Consider the following 18,677-nt stretch of genomic DNA (forward strand, 5'->3'; position numbering starts at 1 on the left):
GTTAGGCCGTCGGAACGCCGTGCAACTGCCGGCCCGTCAATCGCGTGAGGATCGCCAAGGGGCTCGCTTCCCGGTCATACGCATGCGACGCGGGCAGGTGCAATGTCTGCTCCAGCATGTATTGGCCGGACATGACCGCATGCGTGGCTTGGTCCGAAAAGCACACCCATACCGAACCCGCAGGAAACGGCACCGTTTCCTGCGGACTGGTGCGCTGGTACTCCAGGTCGCCCTTCATGCCGTCGTGCAGTTGCAGCATCAGGTGGTCGTACTCGCTGCGAAAGGACTTGGTCACACGCAGCGCCTGCAGCACCTTGGCCTGCCACGCCGAATACGGCTTGGCGCGTGGCAGGAACTTACGCGCCATGGCTTCGAAGGGCTCACCCACGCGCCACACACGGGGCGCCCCGTCGGGGTTGACGTTGGCAAACACGCGCAGGATGCGTTCGCCATAGTTGGGACGCGAGGGAAACGCATCCACGTGCAGCCGCCGGTCGTCGGCCCGCCAGGATTGCTGGCGGCTTTCCACCTGCATCGGCCGGTAGCTGGTGGGGGCCAGTCGCAGCGCAGAGGTGTAATGCGGCAGCAGCGCCTCGATCAAGCCCAGCGCCTGCGCCCGAAAGCGCGTGATCATGGCCGTCAACTGCGCCTGGGTGGCAGCGTCGCCCACCGCGCCCTTCAGGCTGCCGTCGACATTCAGGCTGATGTTGCGCGCACCAGGGTCGCGGATGTCAGGCCGCAGCAGGGCGCGCTCTTCAGGCTGCACCTCGAAGGCGAGGTTGGGAAAGAACAGCACCTTGCCGCCCTCCAGCGCAGCGCGCCAGGCGTCGGTCCCCGGTACCGACCAATCACGGGATTCGATGCGTACGACCTGGGATTCCATGCTCGCTCACCCTCCTTGCCTGGCAGTTTTCCACAACGTGATGCCCGCGCAGAGCCATTGCACCAGATACATGGCACTGCCCACGCTGTGCCACAGCCGCAGGTTCTGGCGCGCCACGATGCGCGGCGCCACGCCATATTGCACCAGCAAGGCCAGCAGCAGGCCGAGGATCACAAAAACCATAGCTGCTCGCGCCCACTGTTCCTCGTTTCCGCGTGTTTTCTTTTGGAAAGTACCAACAGACAAGCGCAACACGCTATCGAAATATAAGTCTGCGCCTCGAACAAACGGGCTGCCATCTGCCCCGCCATACTCGGCGTGGGCAGGTAGACGAACAGCATCGGCACGGCCACGAAGCCCATGGCCGTGAGGCTACCCCACCACAGGGCCGCAGCCAGCACGGGCAGGCGTTCGCGCATGGCGTGCACCCTCAGATGTAGCTGACGGCCACCACTTCGTAGCGCCGCACGCCCCCAGGCGCCTGCACCTCGGCCGTGTCGCCCTCTTCCTTGCCGATGAGCGCGCGCGCGATCGGGCTGGAAACATTGATCAGGCCGTGCTTCAAGTCGGCTTCGTCCTCGCCCACGATCTGGTACTTCACGGCGTCGCCCGTGTCCTCGTCCTCCAGCTCCACCGTGGCGCCGAAGACCACGCGACCGCCAGCGTCCAGCGCCGAGGGGTCGATGATCTGGGCCGCCGACAGCTTGCCTTCGATCTCCATGATGCGGCCTTCGATGAAGCCCTGGCGGTCCTTGGCGGCTTCGTACTCGGCGTTCTCGCTCAGATCGCCCTGCGCGCGCGCCTCCGCAATGGCGCTGATTACGGCGGGCCGCTCGACGGTCTTGAGGCGGTGCAGTTCCTCCTTGAGTTTCTCTGCGCCGCGCTTGGTGATGGGAATGGTGGCCATGGGTCAGTCTCCAGATTCCAGATGCAAAAAGCAAACCGCCGCGCGTTGCCGCGCGGCGGTCTCACAAATCAAGGGCGATTATGCCGCGTTTGCCGCGGCGGTCATCCCCTAAAACCCGGTGCCGCGCTCAGGCTGCAGCCGCCAGGCGGGCGTGCAGTTCCTGCACCGAATACACGTCCAGGTTGTCGAGGTGCTTCATGCCTTCCACGGCCGCCTCGGCGCCGAAAATGGTCGTGAAGGTGGTCACGCGCGCCAGCAGCGAGCTGGTGCGGATCGCGCGCGAATCGGCAATCGCGTTGCGGCGCTCCTCCACCGTGTTGATGACCATGGCGATCTCGTCGTTCTTGATCATGTCCACGATGTGCGGGCGGCCTTCGGTCACTTTGTTAACCACCTGTACCGGCACGCCGGCGGCCTCGATGGCCGCGGCCGTTCCCTTGGTGGCCAGCAGCTCGAAGCCCATGGCCTCCAGGTCGCGGGCAATCGCCACCGCGCGCTGCTTGTCGGCGTTCTTCACGGTGAGGAACACCTTGCCCGAGCGCGGCAGGCGCGTACCCGCACCCAGTTGGCTCTTGACGAAGGCCTCGCCAAAGGTCTTGCCCACGCCCATGACTTCGCCGGTGGACTTCATCTCGGGGCCCAGAATGGTGTCCACGCCCGGGAACTTGACGAAGGGGAACACGGCCTCTTTCACGCTGAAGTACGGCGGCGTGACTTCCTTGGTGATGCCCTGGCTGGCCAGAGTCTGGCCGGCCATGCAGCGCGCCGCCACCTTGGCCAACTGGATGCCCGTGGCCTTGCTGACGAACGGCACCGTGCGCGAGGCGCGCGGGTTCACTTCCAGCACGTAGATCACATCACCGTCGTCGGTTTCCTGAATTGCGAACTGCACGTTCATCAGGCCCACCACGTTCAGGCCATGGGCCATGGCCGTGGTCTGGCGCTTGATCTCGGCCACCGTCTCGGCCTTCAGGTAGTACGGCGGCAGCGAACAGGCGGAGTCGCCCGAGTGCACGCCAGCCTGTTCGATGTGCTCCATCACGCCGCCGATGAACACGGCACCGGAGGCATCGCGCACACAATCCACATCGCACTCGATGGCATTGGAGAGGAAGCGATCCAGCAGCACGGGCGAATCGTTGCTTACCTTGACGGCTTCGCGCATGTAGCGTTCCAAGTCGCGCTGCTCATGCACGATCTCCATGGCACGGCCGCCCAGCACGTAGCTGGGGCGCACCACCAGCGGGTAGCCCAGGGCAGCGGCCTTCTCCAGCGCCTCGGGTTCGGTACGCGCAGTGGCATTGGGCGGCTGGCGCAGGCCCAGGTCGCCCAGCAGCTTCTGGAAACGCTCGCGGTCCTCGGCGGCGTCGATCATGTCGGGGGTGGTGCCAATGATCGGCACGCCAGCGGCCTCCAGGCCCAGCGCCAGCTTCAGTGGCGTCTGGCCGCCGTACTGCACGATCACGCCCTCGGGCTTTTCCTTGTCCACGATCTCCAGCACGTCTTCCAGCGTCAGCGGTTCGAAGTACAGGCGATCCGACGTGTCGTAGTCGGTCGAGACAGTCTCGGGGTTGCAGTTGACCATGATGGTCTCGTACCCGTCCTCACGCATGGCGAGGGCCGCATGCACGCAGCAGTAGTCGAACTCGATGCCCTGGCCGATGCGGTTGGGGCCGCCACCCAGCACCATGATCTTCTTCTTGTTGGTGGGCTCGGCTTCGCATTCGTCCTCATAGGTCGAATACATGTAGGCGGTATTGGTGGCGAATTCGGCGGCGCAGGTATCCACGCGCTTGTACACCGGGCGCACATTCAGCGCATGGCGCGCTTCGCGCACAGCCTTCTCGTTGGTTTTGAGCAGCTTGGCCAGGCGGCGGTCGGAGAAGCCCTTCTTCTTGAGAGCGCGCAACGTGTCCGCATCCAGCGAGGCCAGCGCGCCCTCGCCCTTCTCGGCCGTGAGTTGGTCCAGGTCGAGTTCGATCTTCACGATCTCCTCGATCTGCACGAGGAACCACTTGTCGATTTTGGTGAGGTCATGCACCTCGTCCACCGACAGGCCCATGGCGAACGCGTCACCCACGTACCAGATGCGCTCAGGTCCCGGCTCGCCCAGCTCCTTCTCGAGCAGTTCGCGGTCCTGGGTCTTCTCATTCATGCCATCCACACCCACCTCCAGGCCGCGCAACGCCTTCTGGAAGGACTCCTGGAAAGTGCGGCCCATGGCCATCACCTCGCCTACGGACTTCATCTGCGTGGTCAGGCGGCTGTCGGCCGCTGGGAATTTCTCGAACGCAAAACGCGGGATCTTGGTGACGACGTAGTCGATGGAGGGCTCGAACGACGCAGGTGTGGCGCCGCCGGTGATCTCGTTCTTCAGTTCATCGAGCGTATAGCCCACGGCCAGCTTGGCAGCGACCTTGGCGATCGGGAAGCCCGTGGCCTTGGAGGCCAGCGCCGACGAACGCGACACGCGAGGGTTCATCTCGATCACGATCATGCGGCCGTCCTTCGGGTTCACCGAGAACTGCACGTTGGAGCCGCCCGTGTCTACACCGATCTCGCGCAGCACTGCCAGGCTGGCGTTGCGCATGATCTGGTATTCCTTGTCGGTCAGCGTCTGCGCGGGTGCCACGGTGATCGAGTCGCCCGTGTGCACGCCCATCGGGTCCAGGTTCTCGATCGAGCACACGATGATGCAGTTGTCCGCCTTGTCACGCACGACCTCCATCTCGTACTCCTTCCAGCCGAGCAGCGACTCTTCGATCAGCAGCTCGTTGGTGGGCGAGGCTTCCAGGCCGCGCTTGCAGATGGTTTCGAATTCTTCCGGGTTGTAGGCGATCCCGCCGCCCGTGCCGCCCAGCGTAAAGCTGGGCCGGATCACGGTGGGGAAGCCCACGTTCTTCTGCACGGCCCAGGCCTCGTCCATGCTGTGGGCGATGCCGGAGCGCGCCGACCCAAGGCCGATGCGGGTCATCGCATCCTTGAACTTCAGGCGGTCTTCGGCCTTGTCGATGGCCTCGGGCGTCGCGCCGATCAGTTCGACCTTGTACTTGTGCAGCACGCCGTTGCGCCACAGGTCCAGCGCGCAGTTCAGCGCGGTCTGGCCGCCCATGGTCGGCAGGATGGCGTCGGGGCGCTCCTTGGCGATGATCTTCTCGACCGTCTGCCAGGTGATGGGCTCGATGTAGGTGACGTCGGCCGTGGCCGGGTCGGTCATGATCGTCGCGGGGTTGCTGTTGATCAGGATGACCTTGTAGCCCTCCTCGCGCAGCGCCTTGCAGGCCTGCACGCCCGAGTAGTCGAACTCGCAGGCCTGGCCGATGATGATCGGGCCGGCGCCGATGATGAGGATGCTTTTGATGTCTGTGCGTTTTGGCATGGTATGTCTGTCAATCGGTCGCTGGGGCGGAGGCTGGGGCGGCAGACACCGCTGCGGGGCGCCGCGTATTCAGCCTGTCCAGCAGCGCCTGGGCCCGCTCGGCGGGGAGGTTCTTTTGCATCAGCTGCAGCAGGCCGTCGCCCTGAACCAGGGGTCGCAACACTTCGGCCTCTGCCTCGTAGAACGTCACGTCCCACTCCTGCATGGCCTCTGCGAAGGTCGCATCGTCCCAGGTCTTGCCCTTGGCGATCAGCGTGACCAGGGGCATGGCCTTGTTCTCGACGAAAGACTTCTTGTAGGGCTTTTGCTGCCAGCGTTCGGTGAACCACTCGCGGTGCATTGGAGGCAATGTCAGCACGCGCTTGTGAATGGCTTTCTCAAGCGCTGCAGCCGGGAAGCTGAAGAGTTTCATGGCGCCGGTTTCCTTTTGGGCTTACTGGGCCTTGGCGGCCTGCATCAGAGTGGTGAAGCGGTCGAACAGGTAGGCAATGTCGTGCGGACCGGGTGACGCCTCGGGGTGCCCCTGGAAGCAGAAGGCCGGCTTGTCCTTGTGCTCCAGGCCCTGCAGCGTGCCGTCGAACAGGCTGATGTGCGTGGCGCGCAAGGTGGCCGGCAGCGATGCCATGTCCACCGCGAAACCGTGATTCTGGCTGGTGATGCTTACCCGGCCGCTGTCCAAGTCCTTCACAGGGTGGTTTGCGCCATGGTGGCTGTTGTCCATCTTGAAAGTCCTGGCGCCACTGGCCAGCGCCATGATCTGGTGGCCCAGGCAGATGCCGAAGGTAGGTACGCCGCTGTCGATGATCTGCTTGACTGCCGTGATCGCGTAGTCGCAGGCCGCCGGGTCGCCCGGGCCGTTGGACAGGAACACGCCATCGGGATTCATGGCCAGCACCTCTGCCGCCGAGGTCTGCGCGGGCACCACGGTGAGCCTGCAGCCGCGTTCGGCCAGCATGCGCAGGATGTTCAGCTTCACGCCATAGTCATAGGCCACGACGTGAAAGCGCGGGGCCGTCTGCGTGCCGTAGCCTTCGCCCAGCTTCCACTCAGTCTGGTCCCAGGCGTACGCGGCACGCGTGGTCACGACCTTGGCCAGATCCAGCCCGTTCATGTTGGGCGCCGCCTTCGCCGCGGCCACGGCTTCGTCGATGCGCGCCTGGGTCACAGCCTCGCCAGCCGCCAATCCGACGATGGCGCCATTTTGCGCGCCCTGAGTGCGCAGCAGGCGGGTCAGTTTGCGGGTGTCGATGTTGGCGATGGCTACCGTCTTGGCACGCACGAGGTACTCGGGCAGCGTCTCGGTCATGCGGAAGTTGCTGGCCAGCAGCGGCAGGTCCTTGATGATGAGGCCTGCGGCGTGGACTTTTTCAGCCTCGATATCCTCTGCGTTGACGCCGTAGTTGCCGATGTGCGGATACGTCAGGGTGACGATCTGCTGGCAGTAGCTGGGGTCCGTGAGAATTTCCTGGTAGCCGGTGATGGCGGTATTGAAGACCACTTCGCCGACCGTGGTGCCGGCGGCACCGATCGAGTTACCGATAAAGACCGTGCCGTCTGCGAGCGCCAGGATGGCGGGCGGGAAGGTTCCCTTGAGAGACAAAAGCACTGGGTTCTCCGATGGTTTACGGGTCGCCCGGGAGCCGCAGGAACGGCGATGTTCCTGAAGGCTACTGCTTGTTGAAAATTGCTTTGGATGCGGCCGGGCGACTTGTTTGCGGGAAAGCCTCTCATTGTAGCGCGAGAGGCGCATGCCCACTGCGCACAGGACATTGGTCCCGCCAAGGATCCAAACGCGCCAAAGAAGAAAGGGACCACCGTTTTCACAGTGGTCCCTTTGACATAAATGGTCGGCGTGGCGGGATTCGAACTCGCGACCCCTTGCACCCCATGCAAGTGCGCTACCAGGCTGCGCTACACGCCGACAAGACTTGGATTCTATACCGAAAAATCAGGCCGTAAGAAGAAGTGCGCGAATTTCTTCCAATTCTTTTCGCAGGGTCGCCGCATTCAAGGGAATCGCCTGCGCGACGCTCATCTCCTCGTTCGCACCCTGCGCGGGTACAGCCGTTTCCAGGCCGTCCGCATGCGGCGCACCACCATCGCGCAGGGCCTTGTCCGCATGGGCCAGCTCCTGCAGCCGGTTGCGCGCACCGCTGATGGTGAAGCCTTGGTCATACAGCAGGTCGCGAATGCGGCGGATCATCAGCACCTCATGGTGCTGGTAATAGCGCCGGTTGCCGCGCCGCTTCATGGGGCGCAACTGCGTGAATTCCTGTTCCCAGTAGCGCAGGACATGGGGTTTGACGCCACAGAGCTCCGCCACTTCACCAATCGTGAAATAGCGTTTGGCCGGAATGGGTGGCAGCAAGGTGCTCATGGGAATGGCGCAAAAAACGGGCAGGACTGTGGAGCGTACTGCAGCCCCTTACCGGCGGCCAGGATCTCTGGGCCAAAAACACCGGTTCGGGTCAACTACTTCAAGCTTTGTCCTGCCCCTGGATCTGCTCCTTGAGTTTGGTGCTGGCATGAAAGGTCACCACGCGTCGCGCCTTGATGGGGATGGCTTCGCCGGTGCGCGGGTTACGCCCCGGGCGCGGCGCCTTGGTGCGGATCTGGAAATTGCCAAACCCTGACAGCTTCACGTCCTGGCCGTCGACCAGGCTTTGCACGATCAGGTCGAAGAAGGCGTCCACCATGTCCTTGGACTCGCGCTTGTTCAGGCCGATGTGCTCGAACAGCAGATCCGCCAGCTGCGCTTTGGTCAGCGCAGGCGATTCCAGACTTTCCACGGCGAACTCCACCGGTCCTGGCTCCATCCCCAGAGTCATCGCAACCTCGCTCCTGTGTGGGTACCCAGCGCCTGCAGCACCGATTGCACTGCGGCTTCGATCTCAGCGTCCGTCAACGCGGCGGCGTCGCTGCCCAGCGTCAGGCGAATGGCCAGGCTCTTCTCGCCCTGCGCCAGAGCGCCCGCCGGCACGGCCTCGCCCGCACGCTGCGGCTGGGGCCGGAAGACATCGAACAGCACCGCGGAGCGCAGCAGATCGCCCGCCAGTGCACCGCCAATGGCGCGCATCACCTCATCGTGCGAGACCCGCTCGGCCACAACCACGGCAATGTCCCGCTCCACCAACTGGCGCTTGGCCACGGGGCGAAAGCCCGGCACCTTGCGCTGTAGCACGGCGTCCAGCTCCAGTTCAAACATCATCGGCGCAGCCGGCAGGTCCCAGGACTGGCGCCATTGCGGATGCAATTCGCCCACAAAGCCGATGGGGTGACCCTCCAGCAGCACGCGCGCGCAGCGGCCCGGGTGCAGTGCCGGATGCGCTGCTGGCTCGAACGTGGGGCGCAGCGGCGCGAGCAGCGCTTCCACATCACCCTTGGCATCGTAGAAGTCCACCGCCTTGTCCTTGCGGCCCCACTGCAGCGCATCGGCCGCACCATAGGCCAGGCCCGCGACCCGCATCGGCTGCGCGAAGCCTTCCACCGTGCGGTCGGTGTTCTGCACGCTCGCATCACGCAGGAACACCCGCCCCAGCTCGAACACGCGCACGCGGCCGGCCTTGCGGTCCAGGTTGAACTTGAGCACCTGCAGCAAAGAGCCCAGCAGCGACGAGCGCATGACGCTCAGGTGGCTGGCGATGGGGTTGAGCAGCTTGATCGGCGCGGCGTTGCCGGCCAGTTCCTTTTCCCAATGCTCTTCGACAAAGCTGAAGTTGATGGTCTCCTGGTAGCCCAATGCCGCCAGTTCACGGCGCACCGCGAAGCTGCTGCGGCGCGATTCTGCGCGCAGCTTGGGCGTGATCGGCGCCAGCGGCGGGGTGGTGGGCAGGTTGTTGTAGCCCACCACGCGCGCCACTTCCTCGATCAGGTCTTCCTCCAGGCGCAGGTCGAAGCGGAATGACGGTGGCGTGACCGTCACGGCACCCTCTTCCTCCTGCAGCGGCAGGCCCAGGCGCCTCAGCGCATCCACGCACTGCGCCTGCGTGAGCGGCATGCCGATCACCTTGGCCGCACGCGCGATGCGCATGCGCACCGGTGTTTGCGCGGGCATGTTGACGCGCTGATCATCAATGGGAGCGCATGCCGTCTCTGGCGTACCGCAAATATCGACGATCAGCTGCGTGATGCGCTCGATGTGCTCCACGGTCAGCTCGGGATCCACGCCGCGCTCGAAGCGATGGCCGGCGTCGGTGGAGAAGTTGTAGCGGCGCGAACGCCCTGCCACGGCCTCTGGCCACCAGAAGGCCGCCTCGACGTAGATGTTGCGCGTGTCATCCGACACAGCCGTGGCGTCACCACCCATGATGCCGGCAAGCGACTCCACCTCGCGCTCGTCGGCGATCACGCCCACCTTCTCATCGACGGTGACGGTGTTGCCGTTGAGCAGCTTGAGTTGTTCGCCGGCCTTGCCCCAGCGCACTTCCAGGCCGCCATGGATCTTGTCCAGGTCGAAGATGTGCGACGGGCGGCCGAACTCGAACATCACGTAGTTGGAGATGTCCACCAGCGGCGAGACACTGCGCTGGCCGCAGCGCGCCAGGCGGTCCACCATCCACTGCGGTGTGGCGGCCTGGGTATTGACGTTGCGCACGACGCGGCCGGAGAAGCGCCCGCACAGGTCAGGCGCGCTCACGCGCACGGGCAAGCGGTCATCGATCGCGGTGGTCATGGCGGGGAACTGCGGCGCCTTCAGCGGCGCGCCCGTCAGCGCGGACACCTCGCGCGCGATGCCGTAGACACTCAGGCAATGCGCCAGGTTGGGTGTGAGCTTGAGCGTGAACAGCGTGTCGTCCAGGTTCAGGTACTGGCGGATGTTCTGGCCCAGCGGCGCGTCGGCCGGTAGTTCCAGCAGGCCGCCATGGTCCTCCGACAGTTTCAGCTCGCGCGCCGAGCACAGCATGCCAAAGCTCTCCACACCGCGCAGCTTGCCCACCTTGATGAGGAACGGCTTGCCATCCTCGCCGGGCGGCAGCTCCGCGCCCACCATGGCGCATGGCACCTTGATGCCCACGCGGGCATTGGGCGCGCCACAGACGATGGTCAGCGGCTCGCCCTGCCCCACATCCACCTGGCACACGCGCAGGCGGTCGGCATTGGGGTGCTGCTGGGCATCCTTGATCTCGCCGACGACGATCTTCGTGAACGGCGGCGCCACGGGCTGCAGCTCTTCGACCTCCAGCCCTGCCATCGTCAGGGTGTCGGCCAGTTCTTGGGTGGTGAGCGGAGGGTTGCAGAACTCGCGCAACCAGGATTCGGGGAATTGCATAGTCAGACTTCTTTGGCGTGCTCTTGAAAAGAGAGCTGCTAGCGCTTGCTACCTATTGTTTTCCATATGAAAACATATTGAAAGTTAGGCTTAACAAGCGCTGGCAGCTCACTTTTTTGCATTACTGGAACTGCGACAGGAAACGGATGTCGCCGTCGAAGAACAGGCGCAGGTCGTTCACGCCGTAGCGCAGCATGGTCAGCCGGTCCGGCCCCATGCCGAAGGCAAAGCCGATGAAGCGTTCGGGGTCCAGCCCCATGTTGCGCACCACGTTGGGGTGCACCTGGCCGGAGCCCGCCACCTCCAGCCACTTGCCGGCCAACGGGCCCGACTGGAACTGGATATCGATCTCGGCGCTGGGCTCGGTGAAAGGGAAGAAGCTGGGGCGAAAGCGCAGCACCAGGTCGTCGCTTTCAAAGAAGGTCTTGCAGAAGTCCGTGAACACGACCTTCAGGTCCTTGAAGCTCACGTTCTCGCCGATCCACAGGCCTTCACATTGGTGGAACATGGGCGAGTGCGTGGCGTCGGAGTCTACGCGGTAGGTGCGGCCCGGAGCGATCACGCGGATCTCGGGCATGGCCTGGCCGGCGTCGATCAGGCCACGGTGTTTCTTCACATGCTGCACGGCGTAGCGCACCTGCATCGGGCTGGTGTGCGTGCGCAGCAGGTTGGGGGCTTCGGGTGTGCCGCCTTCCACGTAGAAGGTGTCGTGCATGGACCGGGCGGGGTGGTCCTCGGGCGTGTTCAGCGCCGTGAAGTTGAACCAGTCGGTCTCGATCTCGGGGCCGTCCGCCACCTCGAAGCCCATCGAACCGAAGATCCGCTCGATGCGCTCCAGCGTCAGCGACACGGGATGCAGGCCGCCGCGGCCGCGCTGGCGGCCCGGCAGCGTCACATCCAGCGCCTCGGCCTTGAGCTGTGCCTGCAGCTCGGCGTCCGCCAGCTCCTGGCGGCGTGCGGCGAGCGCTGCCTCCACGGCCTGCTTGGCCACGTTGATGGCGGCGCCGCGGGTTTTCTTCTCCTCGGGCGAGAGCTGCGCCATGCCCTTCATGAGCTCTGTCAGGCGGCCTGACTTGCCCAGGAACTGCGCCTTGGCGTTCTCCAGTTCGGCAGGGGTTGCGGAACGCGCGAACGACTCGCGCGCGCTCGTCACCAAGGAATCCAACTCGTTCATATCGACTCTTGAAAAAGAAACAAGGGCTAGTGCCTTTTCAAGCCCTAGCCCTTGTTGTTTGCGCGCTAGTAGCTATAAAATTTATAGCTACCAATCGTGAACTCAAGCAGCCAGCTTGGCCTTGACTTGCTCCACGATGCTGCCAAAGGCAGCCTTGTCATGCACCGCGAGGTCGGCCAGCATCTTGCGGTCGATCTCGATGGATGCCTTCTTCAGGCCGTTGGCGAACTGGCTGTAGGTCAGGCCCAGTTCACGGGCAGCGGCGTTGATACGGGCGATCCACAACTGGCGGAACACGCGCTTCTTGGTGCGGCGGTCACGGTAGGCATATTGCCCCGCCTTCATCACCGCCTGCTTGGCGATGCGGAAGACGTTACCGCGGCGACCACGGAAGCCCTTGGCAAGGGCGAGGACCTTCTTGTGACGGGCGCGGGCCGTTACACCACGTTTGACGCGAGGCATGTGTTTTCTCCTTGTTCGTCAGTTGATTACAGGCCAGCGGAGGGCAGCATCTTTGCGATGGAACCCATATCGCCTTCATGCACGTTCACAATGCCACGCAGGTGGCGCTTGTTCTTCGTGGTCTTCTTGGTCAGGATGTGGCGCTTGAAAGCTTGGCCACGCTTGACCGTACCGCCTGGACGAACGCGAAAACGCTTCTTCGCGCTGCTCTTGGTCTTCATCTTGGGCATGTGAATGCTCCTGTTGGTTGTGCTCGTGAGGCGTTTGCACACCGCTGTGCAACCTTGTTGGCCCCGAGCCACTTTTTCAAACGACGCGCCTTGCGGCGCGCCGTGCGGCGGCACTTGCATGCCGCCTATCGGCCGGCACCCTTTCTTAGGGGGCGCCCGCCAAATCTCCTTGCTTACGCAGCGTTGTCGCCAGCGGCGGGAGCGCTTTCGGCGGCAGATTTACCTGCCGGCTTCTTGCGGGCCGGCGCGATCATCATGATCATCTGGCGGCCTTCCAGCTTGGGAAACTGCTCCACCAAAATGGTGTCGCCCAGGTCATCCCTCAAGCGGTTGAGCAATGCCAGGCCCAGCTCCTGGTGCGTGATCTCGCGGCCACGGAAGCGCAGCGTGATCTTGCACTTATCGCCCTCCGCCAGAAAACGGCGGATGTTGCGCAGCTTGATGTTGTAGTCGCCATCGTCCGTACCAGGGCGAAACTTGACTTCCTTGATCTCGATGACCGTTTGCTTGGCCTTGGCCTCGGCCGCCTTCTTCTGCTCCTGATACTTGAACTTGCCGTAGTCCATCAGGCGGCAGACCGGGGGATTAGCCGTGGCTGCAATTTCAACCAAGTCCACATCCAGCTCGCCCGCCATGCGCAGGGCCTCTTGCAGGCTGACGATGCCCAGGGGCTCGTTGTCCGGACCGGACAGGCGCACTTCAGGCGCCATGATTTCACGGTTCAGTCGATGCTTGCGCTCCTCGCGCTGGCGACGGTCACGAAATTCGGTAGCGATGGCTCTCACCTTCAATTAAAAAGCTACGAAAAGCGTAGCAGCTTACGCACCAGGGATGCGCTTCAAGCGATGATTCAGACTTTGGAGGCAATGTCCTGCGCGATCAGATCGACGAATGCGTCGAGGGACATCACGCCGAGGTCTTTGTTACCCCGGGCACGCACTGCCACAGCCCCTGCAGCCTTTTCCTTGTCGCCGGCGACGAGGATGTAGGGCAGCTTTTGCAGCGAATGCTCCCGTATTTTATACGTAATCTTCTCGTTACGCAGATCAGTCACCACCCTAAGGCCTTGATTCGGCAACGCTTTTTGCAGCTTTGCGGCGATTTCACGACAGTAATCGGACTGTGCATCGGTGATATTGAGCACCGCCACCTGTACGGGCGCAAGCCATACGGGCAAGGCCCCGGCGTGTTCTTCGATCAGGATGCCGATGAAGCGCTCCAGGCTGCCCACGATGGCGCGGTGCAGCATCACCGGCCGATGGCGCCCGCCATCCTCGCCCACGTACTCTGCATCCAGCCGCTCGGGCATCGAGAAGTCCACCTGCATGGTGCCGCACTGCCACTGCCGTCCGATCGCGTCCTTGAGCGTGTACTCGATCTTCGGGCCATAGAAGGCGCCATCGCCGGGAGCGATCTCGAATTCGCAACCCGACGCGCGCAGGCTTTCCATCAGCGCATGCTCGGCCTTGTCCCAGCTCTCGTCGGAACCGATGCGTGCCTCGGGGCGCGTGGCCACCTTGTAGATGATGTTGTGGAAGCCGAAGTCCTTGTAGACCTTTTGCAGCAACGCTGTGTAAGCTGTGCATTCGGCCAGGATGTGGTCTTCCGTGCAGAAGATGTGACCATCGTCCTGCGTGAAACCGCGCACGCGCATGATGCCGTGCAGGCCACCCGTGGGCTCGTTGCGGTGGCACTGGCCGAACTCGCCGTAGCGCAGCGGCAGGTCGCGGTAGCTCTTGATGCCCTGCTTGAAGATCAGGATATGGCCCGGGCAGTTCATCGGCTTGAGAGCGTAGTCGCGCTTCTCGCTCTCAGTGGTGAACATGTTGTCGCGGTACTTGTCCCAGTGTCCCGTTTTCTCCCACAGCGTCTTGTCCAGGATCTGCGGGCCCTTGACCTCCTGGTAGCCGTTGTCGCGGTACACGCGGCGCATGTACTGCTCCACCTCCTGCCACAGCGTCCAGCCCTTGGGGTGCCAGAACACGGTACCAGGCGAATGCTCGTCGATGTGGAACAGGTCAAGCTCACGGCCCAGCTTGCGGTGGTCGCGCTTCTCGGCCTCTTCCAGCATGTGCAGGTACTGCTGCAGTTCTTCCTTCGTGGCCCATGCCGTGCCATAGACGCGCTGGAGCATCTCGTTGCGGTGGTCGCCGCGCCAATAGGCTCCCGCCACCTTCATGAGCTTGAAGAACTTGAGCTTGCCGGTGCTGGGCACGTGTGGGCCACGGCACAGGTCTTCAAAGCCGCCCTCGCGGTACAGGCTCACGTCCTCATTCGTCGGGATGCTGGCAATGATCTCGGCCTTGTAGTGTTCGCCCAGGCCCTTGAAGTACTTCACCGCTTCGTCCCGAGGCAATACACGGCGCACCACTGGTTCATCCTTCGCAGCCAGTTCCGCCATGCGCTTTTCAATGGCGGCCAAGTCTTCCGGCGTAAACGGACGCTTGTACGAGAAGTCGTAATAGAAGCCGTTTTCGATCACCGGCCCGATGGTCACCTGCGCATCGGGAAACAGTTCCTTGACCGCATAGGCCAGCAAGTGGGCCGTGGAGTGGCGGATCACCTCCAGGCCGTCGGCATCCTTGGCCGTCACGATGGACAGCGGGCTGTCTTGCGTGATCCGGTAGCTGGTATCCACCACCTTGTCCCCGATCTTGCCGGCGAGCGCTGCTTTGGCCAGGCCCGAACCGATGGAGGCAGCCACCTCCGCCACAGTCACGGGACCAGCAAACTCTCGCTGGGAACCGTCGGGAAGCGTAATGTGAATCATGGAAATCCTTATCGAGTCTTTTTCGGTAGGTGAGCTGCGCTTGACTTGGGTTCAGAAAGCAAAAAGCGCGGTACAGGTCCGCGCTTTTATGGGGGCGAGAGAAATCTCGTGCAGGCGCGAACGGCCAGCCTCAGCGGCTGGAACAGATCTCCGTCGTAGTTCGCGGTGTCATAACCAGATTGCCTTTCTCGCCCTTGTTGGTGAACAGATATGGCATTTTACCCTGCAGCAATAGAAAAGCCCGAGGCGGGGGCCCCGGGCTTCTCGCATCAACCAAGAAGATCAGTGGAACTGCTCTTCTTCAGTGGAGCCGGTCAGCGCCTTCACGCTCGAAGAACCACCCTGGATCACGGTGGTCACGTCGTCGAAATAGCCTGCGCCCACCTCCTGCTGGTGCGACACGAAGGTGTAGCCCTGCTCACGTGCGGCGAACTCGGGCTCCTGCACCATGTTCACGTAGTGCTTCATGCCTTCGCCTCGGGCATAAGCATGGGCGAACTGGAACGTGTTGTACCAGTTGATGTGGATGCCGGCCAGTGTGATGAACTGGTACTTGTAGCCGAGTGCGGACAGCTCGTCCTGGAACTTGGCGATGGTCTTCTCGTCCAGGTTTTTCTTCCAGTTGAAGGACGGCGAGCAGTTGTACGACAGCAGCTTGCCGGGGCACTTCGCATGCACGGCCTGGGCGAACTCGCGGGCAAAACCCAGGTCGGGCGTGCCGGTCTCGCACCACACCAGGTCGGCGTAGGGGGCGTAGGCCACACCGCGGCTGATGGCTTGCTCCAGACCATTCTTCACGCGATAGAAGCCTTCCTGCGTACGCTCGCCCGTCAAGAACGGCTTGTCGTTGGCGTCGTGGTCGCTGGTGATCAGGTTGGCGGCCTCGGCATCGGTGCGGGCCAGCACGATGGTGGGCACGCCCATCACGTCGGCAGCGAAGCGGGCAGCGATCAGCTTTTCGATGGCTTCTTGTGTGGGCACGAGGACCTTGCCACCCATGTGCCCGCACTTCTTCACAGCAGCCAGTTGGTCTTCGAAGTGCACGCCGGCCGCGCCAGCGGCAATCATGTTCTTCATCAGTTCGAAGGCGTTCAGCACACCGCCGAAGCCGGCTTCGGCGTCGGCCACGATGGGCAGGAAGTAGTCGATGAATTCCTTGTCGCCGGGATTGATACCGCGGCCCCACTGGATCTCGTCGGCACGCTTGAAGGTGTTGTTGATGCGGCGCACCATCGTGGGCACCGAGTCATAGGCATACAGCGACTGGTCGGGGTACATGGTCTCGCTGGTGTTGCCGTCAGCGGCCACCTGCCAGCCCGACAGGTACACGGCTTCCAGGCCCGCCTTGGCTTGCTGCATGGCTTGGCCGGCGCTGATGGCACCGAAGGCATTCACATAGCCCTTCTTGGCGCCGCCATTGATCTTGTCCCACAGCTTCTCTGCGCCACGCTTGGCCAGCGTGTATTCGGGCTGGAGGCTGCCGCGCAGACGCACCACATCGGCGGCTGTGTAGCCGCGCTTCACGCTCTTCCAGCGGGGATTCTGGGCCCAGTCCTTTTCCAGGGCTGCGATTTGCTGCTCACGGCTCAGTTGTGCGTTCAGGGAATCTGGCATGTTGCTCTCCAAGAGATGAAGGAATGGGCGGGTACCGCTCCCGGGACCCTTGGACACAACTTTAAGTCTTCTATAAGACCACATCAATCTCTTATGTCTTATATAAGAGATAAATTTAAGTCATAAAAATCAATGGCTTATGCGCTCTATATCTCTATATGAAAATTCATTTCTCGTATCGAGAAATTTTTCCGCAACGCAACAAACAAAATTTTCGCAATGAGAAATTAGACTTTCTCCATGCGAAATAGGAAGTCTGGTGAGTTCCTTTCCATGAGTGCCCCGCGCTCATGCATGATGGAGCCTCCGTTCGGAATCTTCATCAGATGCCAAACCGCCCCACCGCGTACCTTTGCCTGGCGCTCAGCATGATGCTGGTGGGTGCCTACGTGGCGCTCTCCAAGCCGCTGGCCGCGGCGTTCCCCGTGCTTTTGCTGGCGTGGTTGCGTTTCGGTATCGGCGCAATGGCCATGCTCGGATGGTTGAAGAAGCCGCACCAGGAGCCACCTCTGACGCGGCAGACCCAAGGCCTGCTTTTTCTGCAGTCGCTGCTGGGCAACTTTCTGTTCACCGTTTGCATGATCTACGGCGTGAGCCTCACCAGCGCGACCTCTGCCGGGGTGATCATGGCGACCATCCCCGCATGTGTGGCGGTCATGAGCTGGCTGTTCCTGCGTGAACAGGTGGAGACCCGCACCTGGGTGGCGGTGGCCTGCGCAGTGGCGGGTATTGTGCTGTTTGCGCTATCCAAACCAGAGCACTCTGCACACGCCAGCAATGCCCTACAGCCCGAAAATGCCCAAAACTTGCAATGGCTGGGCTATGCCCTGCTGTTGGCCGCATCGCTGTGCGAGGCCGCCTATTCCGTCATCGGCAAGAAGCTCACCGGCGCGCTGGGGCCACGGCGCATCACGGCGCTGATCAACCTGTGGGGCTTCATGCTCTCGATGCCTTTCGGGCTGTATTTCGCCCTGTACTTCGACTTCACGGCCGTACGCTGGCCCACTTGGTTGCTGCTGGTGTTCTACGCCATGGCAGCATGCATGTGGAGCGTGTGGCTGTGGATGACCGGCCTGAAGACCGTCCCCGCCGCGCAGAGTGGCGTATTCACCGTGCTGCTGCCGGTGAGCGCAGCGCTGGTGGGTGTGCTGGCGCTGGGCGAGCGCTTCACGACCATGCAGTTCATGGCCTTTGGCATCGCACTGGCCAGCGTCGTACTGGCCACGATGCCCGCACGGCTGCCGTGGCGCACGGGCCGCGACATGCGCGCCTGACAGGCGACGTTACAGCGCGCGGTCGCTGATCACAATGCCGTCGGCATCCGCATACAGCCAGTCGCCCGGCCGCACCCACACGCCCTGTACCTGCACCGCCACGTCAGAAAGCCCTTCGCCCCGCTTTTCGGTGGGCAACGGCATGAGTGCGAGTGCGCGGATACCCACTCGCTCGGCATTCAGTTCTGCCACGTCGCGCACGCAACCATTCACGACGATACCGGCCCAGCCATTGCGCGCCGCGCTGGCTGCCAGATTGCCCCCCACCAGCGCGCGACGCAGCGAAGCTCCACCGTCCACCACCAACACGCGCCCGTTGCCCGGCGAATCCACGGCCGCCTTGACGAGCGTGTTGTCCTCGAAGCACTTCACCGTGCTCACGGGGCCGCTGAAAGCGGGCAGCGCTCCGTAGCTCTGGAACACGGGCGGCAGCACGCGGAACGCGCCACTGTCGTCACCCTTGTGGGCGTCGCAGAGATCGCAGGTGCTGATGGCCGGGGTCGGGTGTGCGGACATGGAAGGGAAGCCTTTCTGTGCATAAAGAAGATGGTGCGCCGCAGCAAGCTGCGGTGGCGCATTCTCGAGCGTGCCGGCGGTTGGCCGCCAGAGCAACAAATCGAGGCAAAAAAGAGGCAGCTCGCCTTGGAAACCGGTTTTTTTCCCAGTAGCATCACCGCTGCCAGTGGAGCTGCGGCGTTCGCTGGTGACATATTTC

General features: G+C 63.0%; 16 protein-coding genes, 1 tRNA gene and 1 pseudogene. 1 reads left to right on the top strand and 17 read right to left on the bottom strand.

Annotation, left to right across the window (positions count from 1 at the left end; translation table 11 throughout):
• Position 1: 1 nt before the first annotated feature.
• The 16 genes and pseudogenes from BA022_RS06850 to aceA form a co-directional block, all read right to left on the bottom strand.
• Complete coding sequence (locus BA022_RS06850) at positions 2–883, bottom strand: Kdo hydroxylase family protein (protein ID WP_088886981.1); 882 nt, start codon at positions 881–883, stop codon at positions 2–4.
• A 6-nt stretch (positions 884–889) separates the two neighbouring features.
• Positions 890–1,302: pseudogene (locus tag BA022_RS06855) on the bottom strand (DUF4149 domain-containing protein).
• 11 nt (positions 1,303–1,313) lie between these two features.
• Positions 1,314–1,790, bottom strand: a complete 477-nt coding sequence (greA, locus tag BA022_RS06860) for a transcription elongation factor GreA (protein WP_011805595.1) — start codon at positions 1,788–1,790, stop codon at positions 1,314–1,316.
• Positions 1,791–1,917: 127 nt separating this feature from the next.
• Positions 1,918–5,169: a carbamoyl-phosphate synthase large subunit gene (gene carB / locus BA022_RS06865; protein WP_088886982.1), complete on the bottom strand. Its 3,252-nt coding sequence runs from the start codon at positions 5,167–5,169 to the stop codon at positions 1,918–1,920.
• Positions 5,170–5,179: 10 nt separating this feature from the next.
• A complete protein-coding gene (locus BA022_RS06870) occupies positions 5,180–5,581 on the bottom strand; it encodes a hypothetical protein (protein ID WP_011805597.1) in 402 nt (133 codons plus the stop codon).
• Between the two features lie 21 nt (positions 5,582–5,602).
• Entirely contained in the window at positions 5,603–6,775 is a 1,173-nt protein-coding gene (gene carA / locus BA022_RS06875) for a glutamine-hydrolyzing carbamoyl-phosphate synthase small subunit (protein ID WP_187306024.1), read from the bottom strand.
• A 238-nt stretch (positions 6,776–7,013) separates the two neighbouring features.
• A tRNA-Pro gene (locus BA022_RS06880) sits at positions 7,014–7,090 on the bottom strand.
• 27 nt (positions 7,091–7,117) lie between these two features.
• Complete coding sequence (locus BA022_RS06885) at positions 7,118–7,546, bottom strand: MerR family transcriptional regulator (RefSeq protein ID WP_088886984.1); 429 nt, start codon at positions 7,544–7,546, stop codon at positions 7,118–7,120.
• Between the two features lie 100 nt (positions 7,547–7,646).
• The gene (locus tag BA022_RS06890) at positions 7,647–7,997 is read right to left on the bottom strand and encodes an integration host factor subunit alpha (protein ID WP_011805600.1); all 351 of its coding nucleotides are present in this window, start codon (positions 7,995–7,997) and stop codon (positions 7,647–7,649) included.
• A complete protein-coding gene (gene pheT, locus BA022_RS06895; RefSeq protein WP_088886985.1) occupies positions 7,994–10,438 on the bottom strand; it encodes a phenylalanine--tRNA ligase subunit beta in 2,445 nt (814 codons plus the stop codon). Before pheT ends, BA022_RS06890 begins: the two co-directional genes overlap by 4 nt.
• Positions 10,439–10,559: 121 nt before the next feature.
• Positions 10,560–11,612: a phenylalanine--tRNA ligase subunit alpha gene (gene pheS / locus BA022_RS06900; RefSeq protein WP_011805602.1), complete on the bottom strand. Its 1,053-nt coding sequence runs from the start codon at positions 11,610–11,612 to the stop codon at positions 10,560–10,562.
• Between the two features lie 102 nt (positions 11,613–11,714).
• Positions 11,715–12,074 carry a 50S ribosomal protein L20 gene (gene rplT, locus BA022_RS06905; protein ID WP_005795139.1) on the bottom strand — a complete coding sequence of 120 codons (360 nt, stop codon included), beginning with the start codon at positions 12,072–12,074 and terminating at the stop codon, positions 11,715–11,717.
• Between the two features lie 26 nt (positions 12,075–12,100).
• Positions 12,101–12,304 (bottom strand): 50S ribosomal protein L35, encoded by a 204-nt coding sequence (rpmI, locus tag BA022_RS06910; protein WP_011805603.1) that lies wholly within the window; start codon positions 12,302–12,304, stop codon positions 12,101–12,103.
• A gap of 173 nt (positions 12,305–12,477) precedes the next feature.
• Positions 12,478–13,089: a translation initiation factor IF-3 gene (gene infC, locus BA022_RS06915; RefSeq protein WP_088888541.1), complete on the bottom strand. Its 612-nt coding sequence runs from the start codon at positions 13,087–13,089 to the stop codon at positions 12,478–12,480.
• Between the two features lie 65 nt (positions 13,090–13,154).
• Positions 13,155–15,074, bottom strand: coding sequence for a threonine--tRNA ligase (thrS, locus tag BA022_RS06920; protein WP_088886986.1), 1,920 nt, complete (start codon positions 15,072–15,074; stop codon positions 13,155–13,157).
• Between the two features lie 282 nt (positions 15,075–15,356).
• The gene (gene aceA, locus BA022_RS06925; RefSeq protein ID WP_015913044.1) at positions 15,357–16,688 is read right to left on the bottom strand and encodes an isocitrate lyase; all 1,332 of its coding nucleotides are present in this window, start codon (positions 16,686–16,688) and stop codon (positions 15,357–15,359) included.
• A 326-nt stretch (positions 16,689–17,014) separates the two neighbouring features.
• Here aceA and BA022_RS06930 point away from each other — a divergent pair, with 326 nt between their 5' ends.
• Positions 17,015–17,962 carry a DMT family transporter gene (locus BA022_RS06930; protein WP_187306025.1) on the top strand — a complete coding sequence of 316 codons (948 nt, stop codon included), beginning with the start codon at positions 17,015–17,017 and terminating at the stop codon, positions 17,960–17,962.
• 9 nt (positions 17,963–17,971) lie between these two features.
• On the opposite strand, the gene rraA is transcribed toward BA022_RS06930, so the two are convergent.
• Positions 17,972–18,478, bottom strand: coding sequence for a ribonuclease E activity regulator RraA (gene rraA, locus BA022_RS06935; RefSeq protein ID WP_088886988.1), 507 nt, complete (start codon positions 18,476–18,478; stop codon positions 17,972–17,974).
• Positions 18,479–18,677: the final 199 nt, after the last annotated feature.

This window comes from Diaphorobacter nitroreducens (assembly GCF_002214645.1).
GTDB classification, from domain to species: Bacteria; Pseudomonadota; Gammaproteobacteria; order Burkholderiales; family Burkholderiaceae_C; genus Diaphorobacter; species Diaphorobacter nitroreducens.

Bases quoted from the DNA above. Each gene is read 5' to 3' on its own strand.
- BA022_RS06850 (WP_088886981.1), bottom strand. From the start codon at position 883: ATGGAATCCCAGGTCGTACGCATCGAATCCCGTGATTGGTCGGTACCG.
- greA (WP_011805595.1), bottom strand. From the start codon at position 1,790: ATGGCCACCATTCCCATCACCAAGCGCGGCGCAGAGAAACTCAAGGAG.
- carB (WP_088886982.1), bottom strand. From the start codon at position 5,169: ATGCCAAAACGCACAGACATCAAAAGCATCCTCATCATCGGCGCCGGC.
- BA022_RS06870 (WP_011805597.1), bottom strand. From the start codon at position 5,581: ATGAAACTCTTCAGCTTCCCGGCTGCAGCGCTTGAGAAAGCCATTCAC.
- BA022_RS06885 (WP_088886984.1), bottom strand. From the start codon at position 7,546: ATGAGCACCTTGCTGCCACCCATTCCGGCCAAACGCTATTTCACGATT.
- BA022_RS06890 (WP_011805600.1), bottom strand. From the start codon at position 7,997: ATGACTCTGGGGATGGAGCCAGGACCGGTGGAGTTCGCCGTGGAAAGT.
- pheT (WP_088886985.1), bottom strand. From the start codon at position 10,438: ATGCAATTCCCCGAATCCTGGTTGCGCGAGTTCTGCAACCCTCCGCTC.
- pheS (WP_011805602.1), bottom strand. From the start codon at position 11,612: ATGAACGAGTTGGATTCCTTGGTGACGAGCGCGCGCGAGTCGTTCGCG.
- rplT (WP_005795139.1), bottom strand. From the start codon at position 12,074: ATGCCTCGCGTCAAACGTGGTGTAACGGCCCGCGCCCGTCACAAGAAG.
- rpmI (WP_011805603.1), bottom strand. From the start codon at position 12,304: ATGCCCAAGATGAAGACCAAGAGCAGCGCGAAGAAGCGTTTTCGCGTT.
- thrS (WP_088886986.1), bottom strand. From the start codon at position 15,074: ATGATTCACATTACGCTTCCCGACGGTTCCCAGCGAGAGTTTGCTGGT.
- aceA (WP_015913044.1), bottom strand. From the start codon at position 16,688: ATGCCAGATTCCCTGAACGCACAACTGAGCCGTGAGCAGCAAATCGCA.
- BA022_RS06930 (WP_187306025.1), top strand. From the start codon at position 17,015: ATGCCAAACCGCCCCACCGCGTACCTTTGCCTGGCGCTCAGCATGATG.
- rraA (WP_088886988.1), bottom strand. From the start codon at position 18,478: ATGTCCGCACACCCGACCCCGGCCATCAGCACCTGCGATCTCTGCGAC.